The sequence below is a fragment of the Pseudosulfitobacter sp. SM2401 genome (genome assembly GCF_042932805.1).
Taxonomy (GTDB): domain Bacteria; phylum Pseudomonadota; class Alphaproteobacteria; order Rhodobacterales; family Rhodobacteraceae; genus Ascidiaceihabitans.
On the sequence record NZ_CP170633.1, the window covers coordinates 2290998 to 2313977 of the forward strand.

At 57.1% G+C, this 22980-nt stretch carries 24 protein-coding genes and 1 riboswitch; of the genes, 12 read left to right on the forward strand and 12 right to left on the reverse strand.

The genetic code is table 11. The features are described 5' to 3' along the window. The first annotated feature begins 110 nt into the window (after positions 1-110). From ftsY to folE2, 5 genes are all read left to right on the forward strand, one after another. Entirely contained in the window at positions 111-1655 is a 1545-nt protein-coding gene (gene ftsY, locus ACFIO0_RS11330; RefSeq protein ID WP_390910505.1) for a signal recognition particle-docking protein FtsY, read from the forward strand. Between the two features lie 6 nt (positions 1656-1661). Continuing rightward, complete coding sequence (locus tag ACFIO0_RS11335; protein ID WP_390910506.1) at positions 1662-2567, forward strand: EamA family transporter; 906 nt, start codon at positions 1662-1664, stop codon at positions 2565-2567. A 29-nt stretch (positions 2568-2596) separates the two neighbouring features. Further along, positions 2597-3223, forward strand: coding sequence for a septation protein IspZ (locus ACFIO0_RS11340; RefSeq protein ID WP_390910507.1), 627 nt, complete (start codon positions 2597-2599; stop codon positions 3221-3223). Beyond that, positions 3223-3300: riboswitch (SAM riboswitch) on the forward strand. Its footprint overlaps the gene before it by 1 nt. Before the next feature lie 70 nt (positions 3301-3370). Next, positions 3371-4555 (forward strand): O-succinylhomoserine sulfhydrylase, encoded by a 1185-nt coding sequence (gene metZ / locus ACFIO0_RS11345; protein WP_390910508.1) that lies wholly within the window; start codon positions 3371-3373, stop codon positions 4553-4555. A 141-nt stretch (positions 4556-4696) separates the two neighbouring features. Continuing rightward, positions 4697-5800, forward strand: coding sequence for a GTP cyclohydrolase FolE2 (gene folE2 / locus ACFIO0_RS11350; RefSeq protein WP_390910509.1), 1104 nt, complete (start codon positions 4697-4699; stop codon positions 5798-5800). 46 nt (positions 5801-5846) lie between these two features. On the opposite strand, the gene xseA is transcribed toward folE2, so the two are convergent. Further along, entirely contained in the window at positions 5847-7322 is a 1476-nt protein-coding gene (gene xseA, locus ACFIO0_RS11355; RefSeq protein WP_390915326.1) for an exodeoxyribonuclease VII large subunit, read from the reverse strand. A 78-nt stretch (positions 7323-7400) separates the two neighbouring features. On the opposite strand from xseA, the gene purD reads away from it, so the two are divergent. Continuing rightward, the gene (purD, locus tag ACFIO0_RS11360; protein WP_390910510.1) at positions 7401-8666 is read left to right on the forward strand and encodes a phosphoribosylamine--glycine ligase; all 1266 of its coding nucleotides are present in this window, start codon (positions 7401-7403) and stop codon (positions 8664-8666) included. Positions 8667-8691: 25 nt separating this feature from the next. Here the strand turns inward: purD and ACFIO0_RS11365 are convergent, their stop codons facing one another. From ACFIO0_RS11365 to ACFIO0_RS11375, 3 genes are read right to left on the reverse strand one after another with little or no spacing between them, the layout of a single operon-like run. Continuing rightward, complete coding sequence (locus ACFIO0_RS11365) at positions 8692-9090, reverse strand: hypothetical protein (RefSeq protein WP_390910511.1); 399 nt, start codon at positions 9088-9090, stop codon at positions 8692-8694. Next, positions 9087-9830, reverse strand: a complete 744-nt coding sequence (locus ACFIO0_RS11370) for an FG-GAP-like repeat-containing protein (protein ID WP_390910512.1) — start codon at positions 9828-9830, stop codon at positions 9087-9089. Before ACFIO0_RS11370 ends, ACFIO0_RS11365 begins: the two co-directional genes overlap by 4 nt. After that, positions 9830-10153, reverse strand: a complete 324-nt coding sequence (locus ACFIO0_RS11375) for a 2Fe-2S iron-sulfur cluster-binding protein (RefSeq protein WP_390910513.1) — start codon at positions 10151-10153, stop codon at positions 9830-9832. Before ACFIO0_RS11375 ends, ACFIO0_RS11370 begins: the two co-directional genes overlap by 1 nt. Before the next feature lie 123 nt (positions 10154-10276). Here ACFIO0_RS11375 and ACFIO0_RS11380 point away from each other — a divergent pair, with 123 nt between their 5' ends. Continuing rightward, on the forward strand, positions 10277-10681 hold the full coding sequence (locus tag ACFIO0_RS11380; RefSeq protein WP_390910514.1) for an OB-fold nucleic acid binding domain-containing protein: 405 nt from the start codon (positions 10277-10279) through the stop codon (positions 10679-10681). Between the two features lie 45 nt (positions 10682-10726). Beyond that, positions 10727-11257 carry a peptidoglycan-binding protein gene (locus tag ACFIO0_RS11385; RefSeq protein ID WP_390910515.1) on the forward strand — a complete coding sequence of 177 codons (531 nt, stop codon included), beginning with the start codon at positions 10727-10729 and terminating at the stop codon, positions 11255-11257. 54 nt (positions 11258-11311) lie between these two features. Here ACFIO0_RS11385 and ACFIO0_RS11390 read toward each other — a convergent pair whose 3' ends face one another. The 7 genes from ACFIO0_RS11390 to rpiA all read right to left on the reverse strand — a co-directional run bounded on the left by ACFIO0_RS11390 (position 11312) and on the right by rpiA (position 18066). Beyond that, a complete protein-coding gene (locus ACFIO0_RS11390) occupies positions 11312-12802 on the reverse strand; it encodes a Do family serine endopeptidase (RefSeq protein WP_390910516.1) in 1491 nt (496 codons plus the stop codon). Between the two features lie 241 nt (positions 12803-13043). After that, the gene (locus ACFIO0_RS11395) at positions 13044-13244 is read right to left on the reverse strand and encodes a DUF2065 family protein (protein ID WP_390915327.1); all 201 of its coding nucleotides are present in this window, start codon (positions 13242-13244) and stop codon (positions 13044-13046) included. After that, the gene (gene hflC, locus ACFIO0_RS11400; RefSeq protein ID WP_390910517.1) at positions 13244-14125 is read right to left on the reverse strand and encodes a protease modulator HflC; all 882 of its coding nucleotides are present in this window, start codon (positions 14123-14125) and stop codon (positions 13244-13246) included. The genes ACFIO0_RS11395 and hflC overlap by 1 nt, the downstream gene beginning before the upstream one ends. After that, a complete protein-coding gene (gene hflK, locus ACFIO0_RS11405; RefSeq protein WP_390910518.1) occupies positions 14125-15327 on the reverse strand; it encodes an FtsH protease activity modulator HflK in 1203 nt (400 codons plus the stop codon). Before hflK ends, hflC begins: the two co-directional genes overlap by 1 nt. Before the next feature lie 118 nt (positions 15328-15445). After that, entirely contained in the window at positions 15446-16804 is a 1359-nt protein-coding gene (gene gor / locus ACFIO0_RS11410; protein WP_390910519.1) for a glutathione-disulfide reductase, read from the reverse strand. Between the two features lie 12 nt (positions 16805-16816). After that, a complete protein-coding gene (locus tag ACFIO0_RS11415) occupies positions 16817-17275 on the reverse strand; it encodes a hypothetical protein (RefSeq protein ID WP_390910520.1) in 459 nt (152 codons plus the stop codon). Between the two features lie 2 nt (positions 17276-17277). Further along, entirely contained in the window at positions 17278-18066 is a 789-nt protein-coding gene (gene rpiA / locus ACFIO0_RS11420) for a ribose-5-phosphate isomerase RpiA (RefSeq protein WP_390910521.1), read from the reverse strand. A gap of 217 nt (positions 18067-18283) precedes the next feature. Here rpiA and ACFIO0_RS11425 point away from each other — a divergent pair, with 217 nt between their 5' ends. The 4 genes from ACFIO0_RS11425 to ACFIO0_RS11440 all read left to right on the forward strand — a co-directional run bounded on the left by ACFIO0_RS11425 (position 18284) and on the right by ACFIO0_RS11440 (position 22305). After that, the gene (locus ACFIO0_RS11425; protein ID WP_390910522.1) at positions 18284-18985 is read left to right on the forward strand and encodes a glutathione S-transferase N-terminal domain-containing protein; all 702 of its coding nucleotides are present in this window, start codon (positions 18284-18286) and stop codon (positions 18983-18985) included. Further along, a complete protein-coding gene (locus ACFIO0_RS11430) occupies positions 18986-20359 on the forward strand; it encodes an L-serine ammonia-lyase (RefSeq protein ID WP_390910523.1) in 1374 nt (457 codons plus the stop codon). Between the two features lie 15 nt (positions 20360-20374). Next, on the forward strand, positions 20375-21283 hold the full coding sequence (locus tag ACFIO0_RS11435) for an EamA family transporter (protein WP_390910524.1): 909 nt from the start codon (positions 20375-20377) through the stop codon (positions 21281-21283). Between the two features lie 95 nt (positions 21284-21378). Next, positions 21379-22305, forward strand: coding sequence for an EamA family transporter (locus tag ACFIO0_RS11440; protein WP_390910525.1), 927 nt, complete (start codon positions 21379-21381; stop codon positions 22303-22305). Here ACFIO0_RS11440 and ACFIO0_RS11445 read toward each other — a convergent pair. Further along, entirely contained in the window at positions 22277-22933 is a 657-nt protein-coding gene (locus ACFIO0_RS11445; protein ID WP_390910526.1) for a thiamine diphosphokinase, read from the reverse strand. The genes ACFIO0_RS11440 and ACFIO0_RS11445 overlap by 29 nt on opposite strands. Between the last annotated feature and the right edge of the window lie 47 nt (positions 22934-22980).

Here is a 22980-nt window from a genome sequence, read left to right on the forward strand (position 1 = left end):
GGTTGCGCAAACCCACTCAGTAGCGCCAATAGCACTGCTGATATCAACTGCTCTCTTTTCATAGCCGCGCGCCCGTATTAGGTGATGGGTATCGTAAGTATTGAGGCATCATGGCATTTTTCAAGAAACTCAAGGACCGTTTGTTCAAATCTTCGTCGAAAATCGATGAGGGGCTGGAGGCGATCGTTGATGATGGCGGTGTTGAAGAGATCGCGGTCGAGCAAGACCCTGCGCAATCCGAAGCTGAAGACAACGCACGACTGCAAGCCGAACAAGCCCGTGCTGAAGCAGACGCGGCACAAATAGCTGAAGAGGCCCAAGCGCAAGCCGATCTTGCGCAGGCTCAGGCAGATGCGCGCGCAGCTGCTGAAGCCGCGCAACTGGCGATAAAAGCGCAAGAAGAAAAAGACATTGAGCTAAAGGCGGAACAGGCCCGTGTCGCGGCAAAAATGCGCCTTGATGCCGAACGCGCCCGCGCTGAGCAGGAGGCGGATGCCGAGCGTAAGGCGGCGCAATTGGCGGTGGCAGAGGCTGAAGCGGCCAGAGCAGCGCAAGAAACCGCACGACAGCAAGCCGAAGCCAAAGCAGACCTTGAAAAAAGGGAGGCCGCGCACCGATCCGAGATCGCAGCACAAGAAGCCGCAGAACGCGCTGCAGCGGAGCGTGCCGCCAATGAAAAGGTCCAAGCTGAACACGCCGCCGCGCAGGCTGCACAAGACGCCGCTGAACGCGTAGCGGCAGAGGCTGCACAAGCCGCCGAGGCCGCAACCAAACCCGGCCTTATCGGTCGAATTCTGGGGCGAAAGCCTGCAAAAACTGTTGTCCGTCGCATCCTTGACGACGACATGCTGGAACAGCTTGAAGAGTTGCTGATTTCGACCGACATGGGCGTCGATACTGCCCTGCGTGTCACTGCGAACATGGCCGAAGGGCGCATGGGCAAAAAGCTGTCTGTGGATGAGATCAAGACGCTGCTTTCAAACGAAATTGCACGGATTATGGAACCTGTGGCGCGGCCTTTGCCGCTGTATCCGAACACCCCGCAAGTGGTTCTGGTGGTCGGCGTCAACGGGTCCGGCAAAACGACAACCATCGGCAAGCTCGCCAGCCAGTTTCGCGCGGCGGGCAAGCAGGTGGTGATTGCAGCGGGTGACACATTCCGCGCGGCCGCGGTCGAGCAATTGCAGGTCTGGGGCGAGCGCGCCGGTGTGCCGGTATTGACCGCGCCCGAAGGGTCCGATCCAGCCAGCCTTGCCTATGACGCGATGACCAAAGCCCAAGAAGACGGCGCAGACTTGCTGCTAATCGACACCGCTGGCCGTTTGCAAAACCGGTCCGATTTGATGGAAGAGCTCGCTAAAATCGTTCGAGTCATCCGCAAAAAAGACGAAACTGCGCCGCACAACACGTTGTTGGTTCTGGACGCCACTACAGGGCAAAACGCGATCAATCAGGTCAAGATTTTCCAAGAGGTGTCGGACGTGTCCGGCCTGGTCATGACCAAACTGGACGGCACTGCAAAGGGCGGTGTTTTGGTCGCACTTGCGGATAAATTCGGGCTTCCGATCCATGCGATTGGTGTGGGCGAGCAGATTGATGATCTGGACGCGTTTGATCCCGAAGACTTTGCCAAAGCGCTGACCGGTGCCGAATAAATTAACATGACCGAATGGTTAATCAGCATCGAGGGCACCGAGACCGGGCACCAAGTTGCGCTGGTTTTGGCGATCATGGCGGCGATCCTGCACGCGGTGTTCGGGGCCTTGCAAAAAGGGCGCCACGATCCGTGGTTAACGCGCGGTGCAATCGATGTCAGCTACGGCGTGATGGCCGCGCCATTTGCGCTGTTTGTTGTGCCTTGGCCGGAACCGCACATGTGGCCGATCTTTGCAGGGGCGTGGGCAATTCACTTTGTTTACAAGCTGTTGCAGGCGTGGGCCTACACCAAAGGGGCCTATACGGTTGTCTATCCGGTTGTGCGCGGCACCGGCCCGCTGTTCGCCGTGATCGGTGCCTACTGGCTGTTTTCAGAGACGTTCACCCCGATGCAATGGTTCGGCGTTGCGGTGTTATTGTCCGGTATTTTTGGGCTCGCGCTGTACAATCTGATGTACCTTGAGGCCGAACGTGACACGCTGACCCTTGCGCTTTTCCTTGCCGTTTGCACCGGATTGTTTGTGGCACTTTACACGACCTACGATGCTTATGGCATCCGCGCGACGGCCAATCCGTTTACCTTTTTGGCGTGGTTTTTCTTGATCGACGGCATTTCGATGCCACCTATCGCCTATTGGAAATGGCGCAACATGGCCGACCGCCCCGCAATTGCCCCGCTGATGAAGCGCGGCGTGATTGGCGGGTTGGTTGCATTCGCCAGTTTCGGTGCCATCATGATGGCCACGCGGCTGGACAAGGTCGGCGAAGCGGCGGTGTTGCGTGAAACCTCGACCGTATTTGCCGCATTGATTGGCTGGTTGGTGCTGAAAGAAACCGTGGGCCCACGGCGCATTGCGCTGATGGCCTTGATCGCGATAGGTGCGGTCATCGTCGAGATGGCTGGACAATAACCAAGGGGCGCCCCCACGGGGTACAAAACATGGCACAAAAAGAAGTAAATCCGTTTCTGAAAATGGGACTCGAGCTGGGGCCTATCCTGATCTTTTTCGTCGCTTATCTGCGTCTTAAGGATCGCCTGTTCACGATTGGCGGCAATGAATACGAAGGTTTCATTGTGGTCACGGCGGCGTTCATTCCACTGCTGATTGCCAGCACTGGCGCGCTGTGGTGGCTGACGGGGAAACTGTCGAAAATGCAAATCGCGACGCTGGTTTTGGTGGTCGTTTTTGGTGGGCTGTCGGTCTGGCTGAATGATGACCGGTTTTTCAAAATGAAGCCGACGATGATCTATGTGCTGTTCGGCGGGATCCTCGGGTTTGGCCTGCTGCGCGGCACCTCGTATTTGCAAAGCCTGATGGAAGAAATGATGCCGCTGAAAGACGCCGGTTGGATCATTCTGACTCGTCGCGCGATGATGTTTTTCTTTGGTCTTGCGATTTTGAACGAGATCGTATGGCGCTCGACTTCGACTGAAACCTGGGTCTATTTCAAAACCTTTGGTCTAAGTGCCGCGCTGTTCGGGTTCTTCATGACTCAAGGAAAGTTGTTCCAAGAGTACGCAATTGAAGAAGATGATCCTGTTGACGCAGACACGCCAGAGGCGTAAATCAACTTTGTGGCGATTTGTTACCGGATTGCGGGCCACGTTAAATAATTCCGCTAAAAGGTCAGGATGAAGCCCCCCTTCGCTTGACCCAGCGTTCGGGGGTTTTTTCGTGGCTGGCCCCATTTACAGCCCGTGGAGAGAGACGGCATGAGCGACATTTGGAACCCACGCACCAAAGCGGTGCATTCTGGCACACGACGCAGTCAATACGGCGAAGTCTCAGAGGCGATTTTCCTGACCCAGGGATTTGTCTACGACACCGCCGAAGACGCCGCCGCACGGTTTGAGAACTCAGGCCCCGATGAATTCATCTATGCCCGCTACGGCAACCCGACGGTCAAGATGTTCGAGGACCGGATCGCCGCCCTAGAAGGCGCCGAAGACGGGTTCGCCACCGCGTCAGGCATGGCCGCCGTTTCAGGCGCATTAACCTCGATGCTGCGTGCCGGCGATCACGTGGTGTCGTCCAAGGCGCTGTTTGGATCGTGCCTGTATGTGCTTGAGGAAATCCTAAGCCGCTACGGGGTCGAGGTGACGTTCGTGGATGGCACCGATCTGGATCAATGGCGCGCGGCCGTGCGCGCGGACACCAAGGTTGTGTTCTTTGAATCCATGTCCAACCCGACACTCGAAGTCATTGATATCAAATCCGTTTGCGAGATCGCGCATGTGCACGGGGCCAAGGTCGTGATCGACAATGTGTTCGCCACGCCGGTCTATTCCAACGCTTTTGAACAGGGCGCTGACGTCATCGTTTATTCCACGACCAAGCACATCGACGGCCAAGGGCGTGCCTTGGGTGGGATCATTTTGGGCAGCACCGACTACATCCGCAAAACCGTTGAACCCTACATGAAACACACCGGTGGTTCCATGTCACCGTTCACCGCATGGACGCATCTGAAGGGGCTCGAAACCCTTGATCTGCGGGTGCGTGCGCAGACGGCAACGGCCCACGCATTGGCGCAAAGCTTGCAGGGCCATGCTGGTTTGAAACGGGTGATTTATCCTGGTCTTTCCGATCATCCGCAACACGCGTTGGTGCAGGCGCAAATGGGCAAAGGTGGCACGATGTTGGCGATCGACGTCAAAGGCGGGCGCGCGGCTGCGTTCCAGTTTTTGAACGCGATCAAGATCGGCATCATTTCCAACAATCTGGGTGACGCAAAAACCATTATGACCCATCCTGCGACGACCACCCATCAACGGCTCAGCCAGGATCAGAAGGATTATTTGGGAATCACCGATGGATTGGTGCGCATTTCGGTCGGAATCGAGGATACCGATGACGTGATCGCCGACATTTTGCAGGCTTTGGATGCGGTAGGTTAGGCCAGAGATGGGAAATATTTCCATTTTTGCACATCTGCGTGATCTGACAGGCCGTTTACCGCGTAATTATTGTCGAGATTGGCAAAACGGCGTCACGCGCCCTATGTAGAATGCAGGAAAGCCGAAAAGGGGGGCCACTATATGAATATTCATTCGCCCGATTTACGACCAATACCCGAACGTGACGATGCTCAGGAAGCGCTCAATGTGCTGCGCCAGTGGGCAAAATCTGCAAGCCAAGCCGAGATTCTCGAGCTTGATCCGTCCATCGCCAAACTGATCCCCGGGTCAGATGGCGTGGACTATCCTGCCCTGTCACGCGAATTCCCTGCGGAATTTGCTGTGGACGGTGCCTACAAGGCGTCCCTGCCCGACTTGCAAAACGGGCCATCCAGCCTGATCCGCGGGTCAAAGCAGCAGATCCAGCACGTCGGCATTTCGAATTTCCGCCTGCCTGTGCGGTTTCAATCGCGCGATGGCGGCGAAATGATGCTTGAGACTTCTGTCACCGGTTCTGTCAGCCTTGAGGCCGACAAAAAAGGCATCAACATGTCGCGCATCATGCGCTCGTTTTACAAACACGCCGAGGCGACTTTCAGCTTTGAAGTGATCGAGGCCGCGCTGGATGACTACATCACCGACCTCGAAAGTTTTGATGCCCGTATCCAGATGCGGTTCAGCTTTCCGATGAAGGTGCAAAGCCTGCGTTCTGGCCTGTCGGGCTATCAATATTACGACATCGCGCTAGAGCTGGTGGAAAAAGACGGTCTGCGCAAAAAGATGATGCATCTGGATTACGTTTACTCGTCCACATGCCCGTGTTCATTGGAGCTGTCAGAGCATGCGCGTGTGACCCGTGGGCAGCTGGCGACGCCGCATTCGCAACGATCTGTGGCGCGGATTTCAGTCGAGATTGATACAGACACGGACGTGCTGTGGTTCGAAGATTTGGTCGAAACCTGTCGCCGCGCAGTGCCAACGGAAACGCAGGTCATGGTCAAACGCGAGGACGAACAAGCCTTCGCAGAGCTGAACGCGGCCAACCCGATCTTTGTCGAGGATGCGGCGCGTTTGTTCTGTGAACAACTGCTGGCAGATGTGCGGATCGGTGATTTCCGGGTGGTGGCAAGCCATCAGGAAAGCCTGCACAGCCACGATGCGGTTTCGATCCTGACCGAAGGCGACACGTTTGCTGCCGACAGCATCGATCCACGGATGTTCGACACGCTGTTTCACGTCGGTTAATCAAAGCGAGGTGCGCGACACGCGCACCTTACCCCACCACAGATTGCTAGAATAACGACCCTTGGTCTGACGGCTTTACAGCCGCCTTACGGGCTGATGGTTTGCCATTCAAGGACAAGCGGCCATCGCTGAATTCGATCTCAAGTGTGCCTGCCTTGCCTGCCGCACCTTTGGTCGTCACCACGTTGCCATCGCCGCGCACAATCGCGAATCCGCGCTTCAAAACGGATTCTGGACCGAGGGTTTCGTACAATCGTTCTACCGCGTCCAAGTCTTGGCGCGTCCTGGTCACGCACCGCGTGAATGCGGCGTCAACCCGGTGCATCAGTTTGCTAACCGCCTCTCGACGCTTGGAAATATCGGCTTGAAGATACTCAGGACCCAGCCGCACTGAACGCTCGTTTAGCCGGCGTCGTTCGTTTGCGATCATCCTGGACAGAGATGCTGGGCGCAGGCCACCTGCCGCCTCGGACAGTCGAATTTTGCGACGCTGCACGCCGACCATTAAGGCGGGGCCAAGCCGTGCGGCGCTGGTATCAAGACGTTGACGCGGTCCGTCCAGCAAGGTTTCGGGACGCGGCAAAGCGCGCGACAAATCACGCAGCCGCTGATCGCGCCGTTGCAATCCGCCGCTCAGCGCTGTGGTCATCCGCGCGCCTTGTTGATCGATCCACGCGAGCAATTCGTGGCGCACTGGCACGGCCAATTCCGCAGCTGCGGTGGGCGTCGGTGCGCGTTTGTCGGACACAAAGTCGATCAATGTCGTGTCGGTTTCATGCCCCACCGCTGAAATCAGCGGGATGTTCGAGGCCGCAGCGGCGCGTGCGACGATTTCTTCGTTAAAACCCCAGAGGTCCTCGACCGAGCCACCACCACGGGCCACGATCAACAGATCAGGGCGTGGCATCGCGCCACCGGGCAGCATTTTGTTGAAACCTTCGATGGCGCCGGCCACTTCGGGGGCGCATTTAGCCCCTTGCACAGCGACGGGCCAGATCAAAACCTTGCGCGGGAAACGGTCGCGCAGGCGGTGCAGAATATCGCGGATCACAGCCCCCGAGGGCGAGGTCACAACACCAATCACGTCGGGCAAATACGGTAGCGCGCGTTTGCGCGAGGCATCAAACAGCCCCTCGCCGCTGAGCATCGTTTTGCGTTTTTCCAGCAGCGCCATCAACGCGCCCATGCCCGCCGGTTTGATGTCTTCGATCACGATCTGATATTTGGATTGCCCGCCAAACGTGGTGATGCGACCTGTGGCGACGACCTCCATCCCTTCTTCGGGCTGGGTTTGCAGACGGGCTGCCACGCCTTTCCAAATCACGCCATTGATCACAGATTTGTCGTCTTTGAGGTCCAGATAAATATGGCCCGAACGGGGCTTTGACACGCGCCCGACCTCGCCTTTGATCCGCACATTGCCGAATTCGCCCTCGATCACGCGTTTGATCGCACCAGACAATTCGGTGACGCTGAATTCCGGCGCATTTTGGCCCTCGGAGGGGTCGTCAATCAAGTCCATCATCTGTGATCTTTACCTCGTGTTGCGCACAGCTTAGAACGCGCTAACGGCGAGGCCAAGCAAATCAGGAGTACTTCGATGAACATTCTTATCCTTGGCAGCGGCGGGCGTGAACATTCCCTGGCTTGGGCGACGCTGCAAAACCCGAAATGTGACCGGCTGATCGTCGCACCGGGCAACGCCGGCATCGCGGCCATCGCGGAATGCGCCGATTTCGACATCATGGACGGCGCAGTTGTCGCTGGGTTTGCCGAAGAAAACGCCATCGATTTTGTGATCATCGGACCAGAAGCACCGCTGGCCGCCGGTGTCGCAGATCATTTGCGCGCCTCTGGTTTTTTGGTGTTTGGCCCCTCGCAAGCGGCAGCAGCCCTTGAAGCGTCAAAAGCGTTCACCAAAGAAATTTGCGTGGCCTGTGATGCCCCAACCGCCGCCTACGGGCACTTTACCGATGCAGTTGCGGCCAAAGAATACGTGCGCGCCCAAGGTGCCCCGATCGTGGTTAAAGCGGACGGTTTGGCGGCGGGCAAAGGCGTGATTATCGCCGAAACCGTGACTGAGGCTGAGGCCGCAATTGACGACATGTTTGACGGGTCATTCGGCGAGGCCGGGGCCGAAGTGGTGATCGAAGAATTCATGACCGGCGAAGAGGCATCGTTCTTTGTGTTGTGCGACGGCGACAACGTTTTACCCATCGGAACAGCCCAAGATCACAAGCGCGTCGGCGACGGCGACACCGGCCCGAACACCGGCGGCATGGGTGCGTATTCCCCTGCCCCTGTTCTGTCAGACGAAATCGCAGAGCTGGCTTTGGCGCAAATTGTGCGTCCCACAATGGCGGAAATGACCAAGCGCGGAATGCCGTACCAAGGCGTGCTGTACGTCGGTTTGATGATCGAAAACGGGCAGCCGCGTCTGGTGGAATACAACGCCCGTTTTGGCGATCCCGAGTGTCAGGTTTTGATGATGCGCCTGGGTGGGCAGGCGTTTGATCTGCTGCATGCCGCAGCCGAGGGGCGTCTGGCTGACACAGCGGTCAATTGGGCTGATGACCATGCAATCACGGTTGTTCTGGCCGCAAACGGATACCCTGGACCTTACGAAAAGGGTTCGAAAATCAATGGCTTGGGCGCAATGCCCGAGGACAGCATGAATATGGTCTTTCATGCCGGCACAGCGGAAAAAGATGGCGCAATTGTCGCCATTGGTGGACGTGTTTTGAACGTTACAGCGCGCGGCAGCAGTCTCGCACAAGCGCGCGCGCGGGCCTATGACATGGTGGATCGTATCGATTGGCCCGAAGGGTTTTGCCGCCGTGATATCGGTTGGCGGGCCTTGGACTGATCCTGTAAAAATCTGGCGGATTTGATCAGGACAGCGGAACATCTTGGCAGGACAGCGGCGTATCATTGATGTCGCTGATCCGCTGAATTTCTAGCCCGGGGTGCGACATCACCAACAGCGTTCCGTTTTCATTATAGGTCGTCCAGCAGTTTTCGGGGTCAAATTCATCCTCATAGATGAAACACAGATAGGGGCCGCGCACCTCGATCCTCCCGTAAGTGCAGCGCCCGGTTTTATCCGCCCAAACCGAACGATCACGGCGCAGGAAATGCTCTTCGCCAATCACGCGCCCGCTGATGTATCCGCTGAACGTCAATGTGCGACCTTCGGCAATGTCCAAAAACGCATCCGGCGGTATCTGATCTTGGGCCACCGCTAACGTACCGCTTGTCATCAAACACAACATCGCGATCAGTGCCTTCATTTGCAGACCATGGCCGCCGCAAAAGCCGCGCGTGATGTGTCTGCCCCAAGGCGTTTGACTGCGAAATCCGTGCCGTCAAAACGGATTGCAACAAGATCGCGCCAATCAGCCGTCGCAACAATCATTTCGGGCATGCCATTACAGGTGCGTATGCCCCCTGCAATGTCGCGTTCGCCAATCCGGTGATTGGTGTAGCCGTTCAGGTCCGCTGTGTGGATCAGCGCCCCCGCCTCAAACCGCCAAATGCGCAAGATTTTAGCCAAATGCGGGCGGTCAATATAGGCGATGTCCACGGTGCCGTTTTGGTCCAAATCCGCCGCCCCAAGTGGCGCAAGCCAGCGATTGGATCGCCCGATGTTCGGCGTCTGCGCAACCAAGCCCGCAGCATCGTACACCGCCAGTTTTGCCCCAAGCCGCTCGTTGCTTTGCACCACGATGACTTCGTTTTCGCCGTCACCGTCCAGATCAGCTAACCTGGGTTCTGTGTCTTCAAAGACGTCCGTTTGCGGTAATGTGATGTTCAGCACCCGCCCGTCACCGGTTTGCAAGCGCAGCGTTTCATGCTCGATTGCGTCACCAAGCACACCGTGCGCATAGCGTGTCGTGGGGTCCGTGTAACGCGCAGCGGTGATGTCTTGGGCAGCCGCCAATGACGGTTGCAGCACACACACGGCCAGAGCTGCGCGGCGCGTGACACGCCCCAGCGCGCGCGACAGCAAACGCCGCGCTATTGGGATCATCAGATTTGTTTCTCTGGCATTTGAACGATCAAACCGTCCAGCGCATCCGTCACCTTAAGCTGGCAGGTCAGGCGCGAGCGTGTCTCGTCAGGCTCATATGCGAAATCCAGCATGTCGGTTTCCATGTCGTCCTTGGCCGGTACTTTTTCGACCCAAGCTGCGTCCACATAGACGTGGCAGGTCGAGCAGGCACAGGCTCCGCCGCAGTCTGCTTCGATCCCTGGAATGTTGTTGTCACGCGCGCCTTCCATGACGGTCATGCCGTTTGCAACATCCACAACATGCTCTTTGCCGCCGTGCTCGATATATGTGATTTTGGCCATCTGAAACCCTCTGAGAATAACTGTTAATCCTGTCTAGCGAGGCCATTTAGGCAACGCCACCCCCTTTTGCGACACATCAATTTTCTGTTTGCTGCGCCCACGTAATGTTCTACCTATGTTCTCATGAAAGTATTTACACCCCCACCCAAATCAAAACATATCACATGGCCGCGCCCACCATCCTGCCTGATGGCAAGCCAACTGCATGTTCCGCCCATCAATGCGCGGGTTGCTGTGGCGGGTTTGGTGATTTTGCGTCAACGTCCCGGCACCGCCAAAGGCGTGATTTTTATTACGCTTGAGGACGAAACCGGCGTTGTGAACGTCATCGTTTGGCGCAACATGTACGAACGTTTTCGTCGTGCCGTGATTTCGGGGCGAATGCTGCGGGTCACGGGGCAATTGCAGCGCGCCCATGATGTCACCCATGTGTTGGCCCAGCAGATCGAAGACATCTCGTATCTTTTGGATCAATTGGTTAATTCCGATGCGGCGCAACCTGTCCAGCCCCTGTTGGCAGACGGCTAAAAACGGCGTAGTTTGCCACAAAACCGAGCGAACAGGCCGACCTTCATGCGTAAAAATTCCTTTGCCCTTTTGGGTCTTATCAGTTTTGCTTTGACGGCATGCGACATGCCGCCTTTGGGTACAGGCGGAACGACGAAACAGGGTAAATTCCAGATCGCACAGGACGCCCCCGAGGGGGCTGCAACTGGCACCTGCTGGGGCAAAACTGAAACCGCTGCGATCATCGAAACCGTCACCCGCGAAGTGTTGGTGCAGCCGGCCCAAGTGTCATCGGACGGGCGCATCCAACAGCCTGCGATCTACAAAAAGCAAGCCCGCCAGGAAATTGTGCAAGAGCGCGAGGTCAACTGGACGCAAATCGTTTGCATCACGCAGCTGACCGAAGATTTCACCGCCAGCCTGCAGCGTGCGCTGGACGCGCGCGGGTTCTACCGTGGCCCCGTGACCGGGTTGATGGACAACCGCACACGAAATGGCATTCGCAAATTTCAAGCGGTGGATGGGTTTGACAACGGGATCCTGACCGTGACGGCCGCACGCAAACTGGGTTTGGTCGCAGTGCCGCGCACCCCCTAAAAACGCAAAAGACGCACCCGAAGGCACGCCTTTTGATCGTTGATTTAGCTCGTTTTATTTTAGGCTCAGCGCCACAAAACGTGGATCACCGGCACGGCGCACCAGCAGCAAGAACGACTTGCGCCCTGCGTCTTTGCGCTCTTGCAGGCGTGTTTCCAGCTCTGCGATGTTGGTGATTTTTTGCTGGCCTGCTTCGGTGATCACATCCCCTGCCCGCAGTCCTTTTTCGAACGCTTCCGAGGTCTCATCGACTTCAGTGATTGCCAGCCCTTCGAGATCATCCGCCACGCCCAACTGCTCGCGCAGCTCTTCGTTCAGCGCGCTCAGGGTCAGGCCCAGAACCGATTTGGTTTCTGGTGCAGCCTCGTCTTCGCTCGGGGCTTGGGCCGCGGTTTGAACCGCACCTTCCGCATCTTCGCGCCGGCCCAGTTTGACCTTAAGCGTGACAGTTTTGCCTTCGCGCATGACCAGTACACGGACGGTTTCACCCACGGGGCTGTTGGCCACACGACGCACCAAAGACCGGGTGTCGGTCACCGGTTTGCCTGCAAAAGACACGATCACATCGCCGTCCAGCATACCGCCCTCTTTGGCGGGGCCCTCTTGGACAGAATTCACCAACGCGCCTTTTGTGTCATTGAGACCAATGGCTTCGGCGATGTCAGGCGTGACGTCCTGGATTTTCACACCCAACCAGCCGCGGCGGGTTTCGCCGAATTCGCGCAATTGGCCCACGACCCGTGTCACCACGTTGGACGCCATGGAAAATCCGATACCGATTGAGCCGCCATTGGGTGACAAAATCGCTGTGTTCACGCCGATGACCTCGCCATCCATGTTGAACAACGGACCACCAGAGTTGCCGCGGTTGATCGCTGCATCGGTCTGGATGTAGTCGTCATAACTGCCGGACAGCGCGCGGTTGCGGGCGGACACGATGCCCGCTGAAACCGAAAATCCCTGGCCCAGCGGGTTGCCCATTGCGATGACCCAATCGCCAACGCGGCTTTGATCAGAGTTGCCGAAGGGAACAAATTTCAGCGGACGGTCGACTTCGACCTTGAGCAAAGCAATGTCGGTTTTCGGATCTGTGCCGATGACTTTGGCTGGCAATTCCGTTGACGGTTGCCCTTCGCCCGGGAAAAACTCGATCAGAATTTCGTCCGCACCCTCGATGACGTGGTTGTTGGTGACGACGTAACCGTCCTCTGAAATCACAAAACCGGAGCCCAATGCCGAAGACCGGCGCGGGCGTTGTCCGTTTTCGCCATCCTCATTGCGACGCTCGCTAAAGAAATCCTCGAACGGGGATCCTTCGGGCACAATGCCTTGGGGGCTGGTCGGGCGTTCAACCACTGTTGATGTGGTGATGTTAACCACGGCCGGGCTGATTTTTTCGGCCAGCGGTGCAAGGCTTTCGGGGCGCGCAAATGCGGCCATCGTCTGCGCCAGCACCAGCGCGGTTGCAAGCAGCGTTAACCATAAGGCACGGCTTTGCGTTAAGGGTTGGATTTGTTTCGAGAGGGCTACCGCTTGGGGCTGCATTCATCGTCTCCAGTCGTTTATTATGGGGCCAAAAGGACCATTTCGCACATAGTATTAAAGTAGGCATGCGCGTTACCGCACAGCCTGCATGTAGGTATGCAAGACTGCAACATCAAAGATGGAATGCCCGCACAGGCTTTCAATTGGATGTTACTAAACCGTGAACGCAGCGTGCAAATTAACCAATTTCTGTAACATTTAATGCGATTTCCGCCGATTTTGGCCAGCGGGCCCGCCGATGTTACAGCGCCAGGCCAAGCTGAAACGCGCCCCAGATGCAGATCAAACCAGTCACCGCGACCAGTGCGCCCATTTGACGACGTGAGGCGATTGGCAGCGCGCGCAGCGCCTCTAGCACCCGCTCAATAAGCAGAGGGGCCAGCACATAGGCCAGCCCCTCGATGATCATGACCAGCCCGAGGGCCAGAAGGATCAGTGCGATCAATTGTTAGCACCTGTGTCGCTTTTCAGGTAGTTAAAGAACTCGCTGTCCGGTGACATCACCATCGTTGAATTCTTGCCCTGAAGTGCTTTTTCGTAGGCTGTCAAAGAACGGTAGAATTCAAAGAATTCAGCGTCTTGGCCATAAGCTTGAGCAAAGATGCCGTTTCGTGCGGCGTCTGCTTCACCTTCAATGATACGTGCATCACGACGGGCTTCGGACAGGATTTCTTCGTAGGTACGATCCGCTTGGGCCGTCACACGTTGCGCCGCTTCGCGACCACGCGCACGTTCATCTGTTGCCTCACGATCCCGTTCCGCGATCATCCGCTGCAAGGTTGCATCGAAGTTTTGCGTTGGCAGGTTCGTTTGACGCAAACGTACATCAACAATCGACAGACCCAAGGCCGAGGCACGGGAGTCGGCTTGCGCACGAATGCGCTGCATCAAGGCGGCACGTTCAGGTGACAAAATCGTGTTCGATGTCACGCCACGTTCACCCAAAACAGCACGGATTTGGCTGTTCATGATGCCCTTAAGCTGCGACGTCGCCTCGGCTTCGCCGCCCACACCTGTGGCTTGGCGGAACTGCTTGATGTCCGCGATGCGGTACAAAACGAACGCATCCACGTCCAAACGACGTTGGTCATCCGGGGTAACCTGGATCAAGTCGGTTTCCAGCGTCAGGATACGGTCCTCGTAGCGGACAACTTCGTCCAGCAACGGCAGTTTAAAGGCCAGTCCAGGATCCGTAACTTCTTGTTTGATTTGCCCAAAACGCAGAACCAGCGCTTTTTCACGCTCGTCCACAATAAAGATCGAGGACAACAGGCCAGCAATGATGATGACAACGACGGGGATCAGATAATTAATGGATCGCATTAGTTTGACCCTCCGTTTTTACGTAGCTCGTTGAGCGGCAGATAAGGCACGACGCCTTGACCGCCTTCGCCGCCGTTTTCAAGAATGATCTTGTCGACATCGCTCAGCACGTTTTCCATCGTTTCCAGATACAAACGTTTGCGCGTCACTTCTGGTGCGGCTTTGTATTCGGTCAAAACGGCGAGGAAACGGCTGGCTTCACCAACAGCATCGTTGACCACACGGGCGCGATAACCTTCGGCAGCTTCTAGCAATTGCGCGGATTCACCACGTGCTTCGGCGGCTTTTCGGTTGGCGTAAGCGTCCGCTTGACGTTCAAGGCGGTCACGCTCTTGTTCGGCGGCTTGCACGTCAAGGAATGCGTCCACAACGGACACACGACGGGCCGTACCGTTGGTTGTCAAAACGTCGACTTCCTGGCTGGGTGGCTCAACCTTTTTGACGTTCACACGCAAGATGTTGATACCGGTTTCGCGGTTGTCCAACGTCAGCTGGATCAGTTCCTGAACTGTTTGTTCAACAACACCACGGTCACGCGACAGGATCGGCGCAAGTTCGGATTGCGAGATAATTTCGCGCATCGCCGCCTCGGAAATCGCAACAACAGCCGCTTGTGGTTCCTTCAGGCTGAATTTGTAGTCTTTGGCGTTCTTGATGTTCCAAACAACCTCAAAGTCGATGTCGACGATGTTTTCGTCTGTTGTCAGCATCAGGCCTTCGTTGCCGGATGCGCCACGACCTTCGCCAATCGTTTCGGTTTGGTTGGTTGTCACGGCGAACACTTCGGCTTTGACAAATGGCCAAGGCGCAAAGTTCAGGCCCTCGGTGCCGATGCCCGAGAATTCGCCAAGGAACAGCTCGACCGATTGTTCTTCGGGTTTGACGGTGTAAAAGCTGGCGAGCCCCCACAAAACGACTGCTGCAACAAGACCAAGGCCCACGGTGCCACGGGTGAATGCCGGTCCGGCACTGCCGCCTGGGCCACCAGACCCGCCTTTGCTACCACGACCGCCCATCAGGACGCGCAGTTGCTCTTGGCCTTTTTTGACCAGCTCGTCGATCTCTGGAATTTGCGAACCTTCGTCGTCGGGACGTCGCCCGCCGCCGTTGTTGCCGCGATTACCGCCAGAGCCATTGGAGCCGCCGTCGTTGCCTCCGGAATTGCCACCGCCCCCCCAGGGGCCGCCTGTATTGCCAGCCATATGTGTGTTCTTCCCTTAAATTATCGCCCGAATCCACGTCGAATTGGAGTCACGGAATCTCCGTTACCGTGTTGCTATCATACCTGTGCCCTAAGCCACAAATATCAAGCCGTAAGTCTTACGAAGTTCGGACGGGTGTTTTCATTGTTACCATTTCTTCGGACATGGTCGGGTGTACCGCCACGGTCCGGTCGAAATCCTCTTTTGTTGCGCCCATTTTGACGGCGATGCCTGCCAATTGGATCATCTCGCCGGCCGCCGGTGCGACGATATGGCACCCGAGAACCTTGCGCGTTGCTTGGGACACAACCAGTTTCATCATCACCCGATCCGGTTGTCCGGCAAAGGACGATTGCATCGGTTTGAAGGTGGTTGAATAGACCTCGATCGCCTCGATTTCGCGCGCCGCCTCTTCTGACAGACCAACAGTTCCCATTTCCGGCTGCGTAAAGATCGCGGACGGGATCAGGTCGTGATCCACAGGCGTCGGGTTGGCCTTGAACACGGTTTCCACAAACGCCATGCCTTCGCGGATCGCCACGGGGGTCAGGTTCACGCGGTTGGTCACATCGCCGATGGCGTAGATCGAGGGCACGGCTGTGTGGCTGTATTCGTTCACCTGAACGGCCCCTGCGCGGTCCAGTTTCACGCCTGTCGCCTCTAGCCCCAAATCATCGGTGTTCGGTTTGCGCCCCGTTGCGAACAGCACCTGATCAAACAGGGCCTCGTCGCCAGAGGTCGATTTCACCCAAACACCACCGTCACGTTTTTCCATTTCCGCGATGTTGGTGCCAAGCTGTAGATCGATGCCTTTTTCGACCATCTGTTCTGCGACCAGCGTGCGCGCCTCGTTGTCAAAGCCGCGCAGGATTTGTTCGCCGCGATAGAATTGCGTGACCTTGACGCCAAGGCCGTTCATGACCCCGGCAAATTCCGACGCGATGTAGCCACCGCCGACGATCAGCATGGATTTTGGCAATTCCGGCAGATCGAACAAATCGTCTGACACGATGCCTGCATCCGCATTCGCGATGTCGGGGCGCGTCGGGCGACCGCCTGTGGCCACCAAAATGTGTTTCGCGGTCTTTTCTACGCCTGTGGACAGGACAACCGTGTGCGCGTCTTTGACTGTGGCGCGGGCGTCGAATGTCTCGACCCCTGCGTTGGCCAGCAAGCGACGATAGATCGCCTCTAGTCGGTCAAGTTCCGCGTGCAGCGTGCCTTTGAAACGGTTCCAGTCGAAATCGCCAAGCGTGACGTCCCACCCGTATGCGCCCGCCTCGGCCTCGATATTTGCATAGCCGGATGCAAAAACCATCAGCTTTTTCGGCACGCAGCCACGGATGACGCAGGTGCCGCCATAGCGGCTTTCTTCGGCAAGGCCGACTTTGGCACCGTTTTCACCTGCGGCCACACGTGCCGCCCGAACGCCGCCAGAGCCGCCGCCAATTACGAAAAGATCATAGTCAAATGCCATGGTGAGGCTCCGTTATTCAGGTGTCGCCGTATCGTGGGGCGAACGTGTGGGAAGATCAGGGCGGGCGTTTTGAATGGCCGCCAATAATGCGGCTTTGCCGTCCTCGCCGGTCAGGCGACTGGACATGCCGGTGTAGGATTCTTTGCTAGCGCCGTTGCGGCGATACGCAATCAGGCTGATGCGGCTGTCAGGCACAATGTTGGCCCACTGCATTTGCGCCCACGGCACATAGACCGAGGTCAAAACACGGTGGACTGTGATGCCGCCCTCTTCGATTTCGGCATAAACCGAGCGGCGCAGCAGGTTCAACATGATGAACGTGGCCCAAATCGACAGCAAAATCGCCGCGGCCCAGTTGAACAAGCCGCCCGCATCCAAGGCGTCCGTGACGTACAACGCAGCCACAGCACTGACCAACACCAGGTTGACAACCACAAGCAGGGTCTGTTTGCCGGATCGTTTAAGCTTCATTTTTATTCCGCTAGATCGGTGAACAGATTGTCCGTCTCTACAAAATCGAGACGGTCCTGTTCTACCGTGCCTTCATTGATGTCGCGCACTTCGACACGGCCATCGCCGTAACCGATGACCACGGCGTCACAGATATCAATGAACAATCCGTTTTCAACCACCCCAGGCATTTGATTGATGATCAACGCCAACTGACGGGGGTTGCCGATCCGCTTGAGATGCAGGTCCAGAATGTGGTTGCCTTCGTCGGTGATAAACGGGCGGTCACCGTTCATGCGCAGGGTCGCTTGGCGCCCTAGAACGTCCATGGAAATAAGGGTTTCCTCAACCAGCGCTTGGGTGGTTTGCCAGCCAAAGGGAATGACCTCGATCGGCAACGGGAATGCCCCCAGCGTTTCGACCTCTTTGCCGATGTCCGCGATCACCACCATTTGATCAGAGGCCGTCGCCACGATCTTTTCTTGCAGCAGCGCGCCGCCGCCGCCTTTGATCAGGTTCAAATCACCGTCAAATTCGTCAGCGCCGTCGATTGTAACGTCCAGCCACTTGGCCTCGTCCAGAGAAATCACTTCGATCCCGACTTCGCGCGCCAATTGTGCGGTGCGGGTCGACGTCGGAACGCCTTTGATGCGCAGCCCGTCATTGCGAACCTGTTCACCCAAGCATCGCACCAACCACGCAGCCGTCGATCCGGTCCCCAGCCCGACGCGCATGCCGTCCTCGACAAAGTCAGCCGCACGCTTTGCAGCTACAAATTTTGCCTTGTCGATAGGTGACAATTCTCCGGTCATGGCAGCGACTCCCCAAGTGTCTTTGCAGTAAGATTGCGCCCTTATAGGAAAGAGTGCGCACGGGTGCGAGAGTAAAGGTCGTTTTGGGCCCCAAACCTTGTTCACATTGCGTCTGGTCCCGAAACCATCCGCATTGTCAGTACCGACGTCTGAAAAACCGCGCAGGCTGTCGTTTTAAGATGCCTGAACGGGGCGCAATCGCCCTATCAAAGCCGCTATGAGTTATGTGCTGCACTACGCCCCTGACAATGCCTCGTTGATCATTCGATTGGCGCTGGAACAGTTGGGCGTGCCTTATGAAACGGTGCTGGTGGACCGCAGTGCGCAGGAGCAATCCGGCGCTGCATATCGGGCGCTGAACCCCAACGGATTGATCCCGACGCTGGAAACGCCGCAAGGGCCGATTTTTGAAACCGGCGCGATCCTGTTGTGGTTGGCGGACAGGCACGGGGGAATGGGGCCGTCTGTTGATAACCCCGAGCGGGCCGATTTCCTGAAATGGTTGTTCTTTTTGGCCAACACCGTGCATCCGGCCCTGCGCATGATTTTCTACCCTGACAAATACATCGGGGCGGATGCGGCACACCAAGCCGCTTTGCGCCTTGGGCTGCAAAAGGCGCTGCATGGCCATTTTGGCGTGTTGAATGATCTGGTCAGCCAGCGTCCGACGTGGGCTGCCAACCAGCGCCCTTCTGTGTTTGATTTCTACCTGTGTGGCGTGCTGCGGTGGCCTGCGATTTATCCGGCAGATCAGGATCGCAGCTGGTTCAAGCTGGCGACCTACCCTGCCCTGCATGATCTTTGCGCCCACATCCAAACTCTGCCCGCCTGCGCCTGCTTGCAAAGTGAGGACGGCTTGGGCACACATCCCTTTACCGATCCTGTCCCCGCCAATCCTAAAATCGGAAGTGCCACATAAATGTTCCTGTCAGTTTTTGAAATGTTCAAGGTCGGTATTGGTCCGTCGTCGTCCCACACGATGGGGCCAATGGTGGCGGCCGCGCGGTTCCTGGACATGATGCGCGCCTCGCCGTTTGAATTTGCCGGCGTGCGGGCGTCATTGCACGGATCATTGGCGTTTACAGGTGTCGGGCATGCGACGGATCGCGCTACGATTTTAGGCTTGGCCGGGTTTTCGCCCGACACGTATGATGCGGACAAGGCTGAGGTGGCATTGGCGGCGCTGGCGCAAACGCAGACCCTGACGCCCCCCGGTTTGGGCCGCTTGAAATTTGACCCAAAGGCCGATCTGATCTTTGACTACGACACCAAACTGGACGGCCACGCCAACGGCATGATCCTGATGGCGACAGACGCCCAAGGCGACGTCACCCTGCGCGAGGTGTTCTATTCTATCGGCGGTGGATTCGTGATGACCGAAGCGGAACTGGCGGCAGGCAAAGCCACAGATGAAGGCGCGCCAATCCCGTTTCCATTCAAATCCGCGGCTGAAATGTTGGAAATGTCCGTCGCATCGGGCAAAAACATCGCCCAGATGAAACGCGCCAACGAAGTGTCACGCGGCTGCGACGAGAGCCTGAAAAAGGGCACCGCGCGTCTGTGGCAAGTGATGAACGATTGCATCGATCGCGGCTTGGAAACCGACGGGATTTTGCCCGGCGGCTTGTCCGTGCGCCGCCGTGCCAAGGGTATCCACGATGCCTTGCAGGCCGAACGCGGGATGAACCTGAACGCGCCGCACACCATCAACGACTGGATGAGCATGTACGCGATGGCCGTGAACGAGGAAAACGCGGCTGGTGGGCAGGTCGTGACGGCCCCGACAAATGGCGCTGCGGGCGTGTTGCCTGCGACCCTGCGTTATTATCTGGACCACGTTCCCGGGGCGTCCGAGGCACACATCGAAGATTTTCTGCTAACTGCCGCCGCGATTGGCGGGCTGGTGAAATACAACGCGTCGATTTCGGGGGCCGAAGCGGGCTGTCAGGCCGAAGTCGGATCAGCCGCGGCAATGTCTGCCGCAGGCTTGTGCGCCGTGATGGGTGGTACGCCGCAGCAGGTCGAAAACGCGGCCGAAATCGCGCTGGAACATCACCTCGGTATGACCTGCGATCCGGTCAAAGGGCTGGTCCAAGTCCCTTGCATCGAACGCAACGGGCTGGGCGCGATCAAGGCGGTGTCTGCCGCATCCCTCGCCCTGCGCGGTGACGGCACGCATCTGGTGCCTCTGGATGCCTGCATCGAAACCATGCGCCAGACCGGCGTCGACATGTCGGAAAAATACAAAGAAACCAGCCTTGGTGGATTGGCCGTAAATGTCCCGAACTGCTGATGGCATGAGCACAAAATGAACAAACCGCCCTCAGTGATCAGTGGCGTGCTGTTGATGGCATTGGGCGCGACCCTTGCCCCGGGCATCGATGTGTTCGCGAAATTGGTGCCAAACAACATTCCCGTTGGCCAAGTCACAGCCGCACGGTTCATCCTGCAATCCACACTTTTGTTACCCATCGCGGTGCTGTTGGGCGTCTTGCACCGGCCTGACATGCGCGAAATCGGCCTGCATCTGGCGCGCGCCGCCTTGATCATGATTGCGACCGGTCTGTTTTTCACCGCCCTGCGCGCCATGCCCATCGCCGACGCCATCGCGATCTTTTTTGTTGAACCGTTCTTTTTGACGCTGTTGGGCGCGTGGATCCTGAAGGAACAGATCGGAATTCGACGGATCATTGCCTGCTTTGTCGGCTTTGGCGGGGCGCTGCTGGTGATCCAGCCCAGCTTTTCCCAAATCGGGCCGGTCGCGTTTTTGCCGTTGGGCACGGCTGCGTGTTTTGCGATCTACATGGTGCTGACCCGTCAAATGGCCCAGCGCATGCATCCGGTGACCATGCAGGCCTACACGGCGATTGCCGCCGTGGTGATCGCACTGCCGATTCTTGCACTGGCGAATGGCACCAGCATCCCCAGCCTTGATCCGGTCTGGCCCTCGCAATTCGGTGTTTTGATGATGTTGGGCGTCGGGGTCATGGCAACCATTGCGCATTTGCTGATCAGTTTCGCCTTGGCCCAAGCGCCCGCCAGTACCCTTGCCCCCTTGCAATATCTCGAGATCGTCGCAGCCACGATCCTGGGTTATTTGATCTTTGCGGACATTCCCGGTCAGCTGACGTTGCTGGGCGTGGCGATCATTGTGGGGGCGGGACTATACGTGCTTGCCCGCGAACGGCAGGCACATTTGGGTATGACCAACAACTGACGCCAATGCGCATCACTCCTGTCGCCAACCAGCATAGCACGTGCCCGTAAACCACGGATTGCAATTGCGAAATCTCCGAAATAGTTTCTTGGTTAATGACACAAGACAAGCCCCTGCTCGGCGTCTTTTTGATGCTCGGATTTTGCGTTGTCGCCCCTATGGGTGACGCGATTGCAAAGATTCTCGGGCAGTCTGTGCCGTTGGGTGAATTGTTGTTGGTGCGTTTCGCCGTCCAAGCAATCATTTTGATACCTGTCGTGTGGTTTACCAAACGGGCGTGGCGGTCATCAGGACGAATCTTGCATCTGGTCATTGCGCGCACGGTTTTGCACATCATTGGCATCGGCATGATGTTCACCGCCTTGCAGTACCTGCCGTTGGCGGATGCGGTTGCCATCGCCTTTGTCATGCCGTTCTTGATGTTGCTGCTGGGCAAATACGTGTTGAACGAAGTCATTGGACCGCGTCGTCTGATCGCCTGTCTGGTGGGGTTCGCCGGGACATTGCTGGTGGTTCAACCCAGCTTTGCCGAAGTCGGCTGGCCTGCCCTGTTGCCGCTGGGTGTTGCGGTGAATTTCTCGGTCTTTATGTTGATCACCCGCCAGATTGCCAAAGAAACCGACCCCATCGGCCTACAAGCCGTCAGCGGCGTCATCGCTGTGGCGATTATGATTCCATTGTTCATGTTTGCGCATGGTCGCGATTTGCCGATGCTGCACCTGATCGCCCCCACCGCGTTTGAATGGCAGTTGTTGCTGAGCATTGGTGTGTTGGGCAGCCTGTCTCATCTGTTGATGACATGGTCGCTGCGCTATGCGCCCTCGGCGACGCTGGCGCCCATGCAATATCTGGAAATCCCGATTGCCACGATCATCGGGTTTCTGGTGTTCCAAGATTTACCAAACGGCTTGGCCGCCGTCGGCATTGTCATCACCATCGCCGCAGGTCTTTACGTGATTTTGCGCGAACGCAACGTGGCGCGGGCTGAACGTCTTAACCCTGCGACACCAGAGCACGCGTAACCGCGCGCAGATACTGGCGTGGTAAAATGCACAGCATGCCCGGCCCGTCCATCCACAATTCAATCGGACCCGTGCTGTGATTTGACGTGCCAACAAAGGTGTCGGGCGCAAAGTCCAACCCGTCGATCGGCCATTGCAAACCCGTTGAACGCCCGGTCACTGGCGTCATCGGAAACAAGGACACGATCTGATCCGGATCAATCGGCAAGGCGATGTGGGACGGGCAGTGAAACACGATCTCTTGCGCGCCGACTATGATACAGGGGCGATCCGGGTAGCGCAGCAAAGTGTGAAACGCGGCCAGCTGATGATCCACGCGCCCGCCAGCAAAACCGACTGCAATCACCACAGGCGCTGTGATGTAGCGCATGGCTTTGTCAAAGTCGGTGCTGTTTTGCTCTGATATTTTATGCAAGCGCGCAGGCGGGATTTGTGCCAGTATATCTGGTGTGATGGAATCAAAATCGCCGATCACTGCGTCTGGCACAATCCCGTACTTGAGCGCCGCTTTTGCGCCCCCATCGGCAGCCACGCATGTTTGTGCTATGGTTAATGCCTCTGCCAAATCCGCCGTCGGCAAAGGTCCGCCGCCAATCAGCGTTATTGGTTCCAAACTGTCAACAATCACTTTCAACACCGCCTTTTAATGCCAAATTAGGGAACTGGCCACATTCT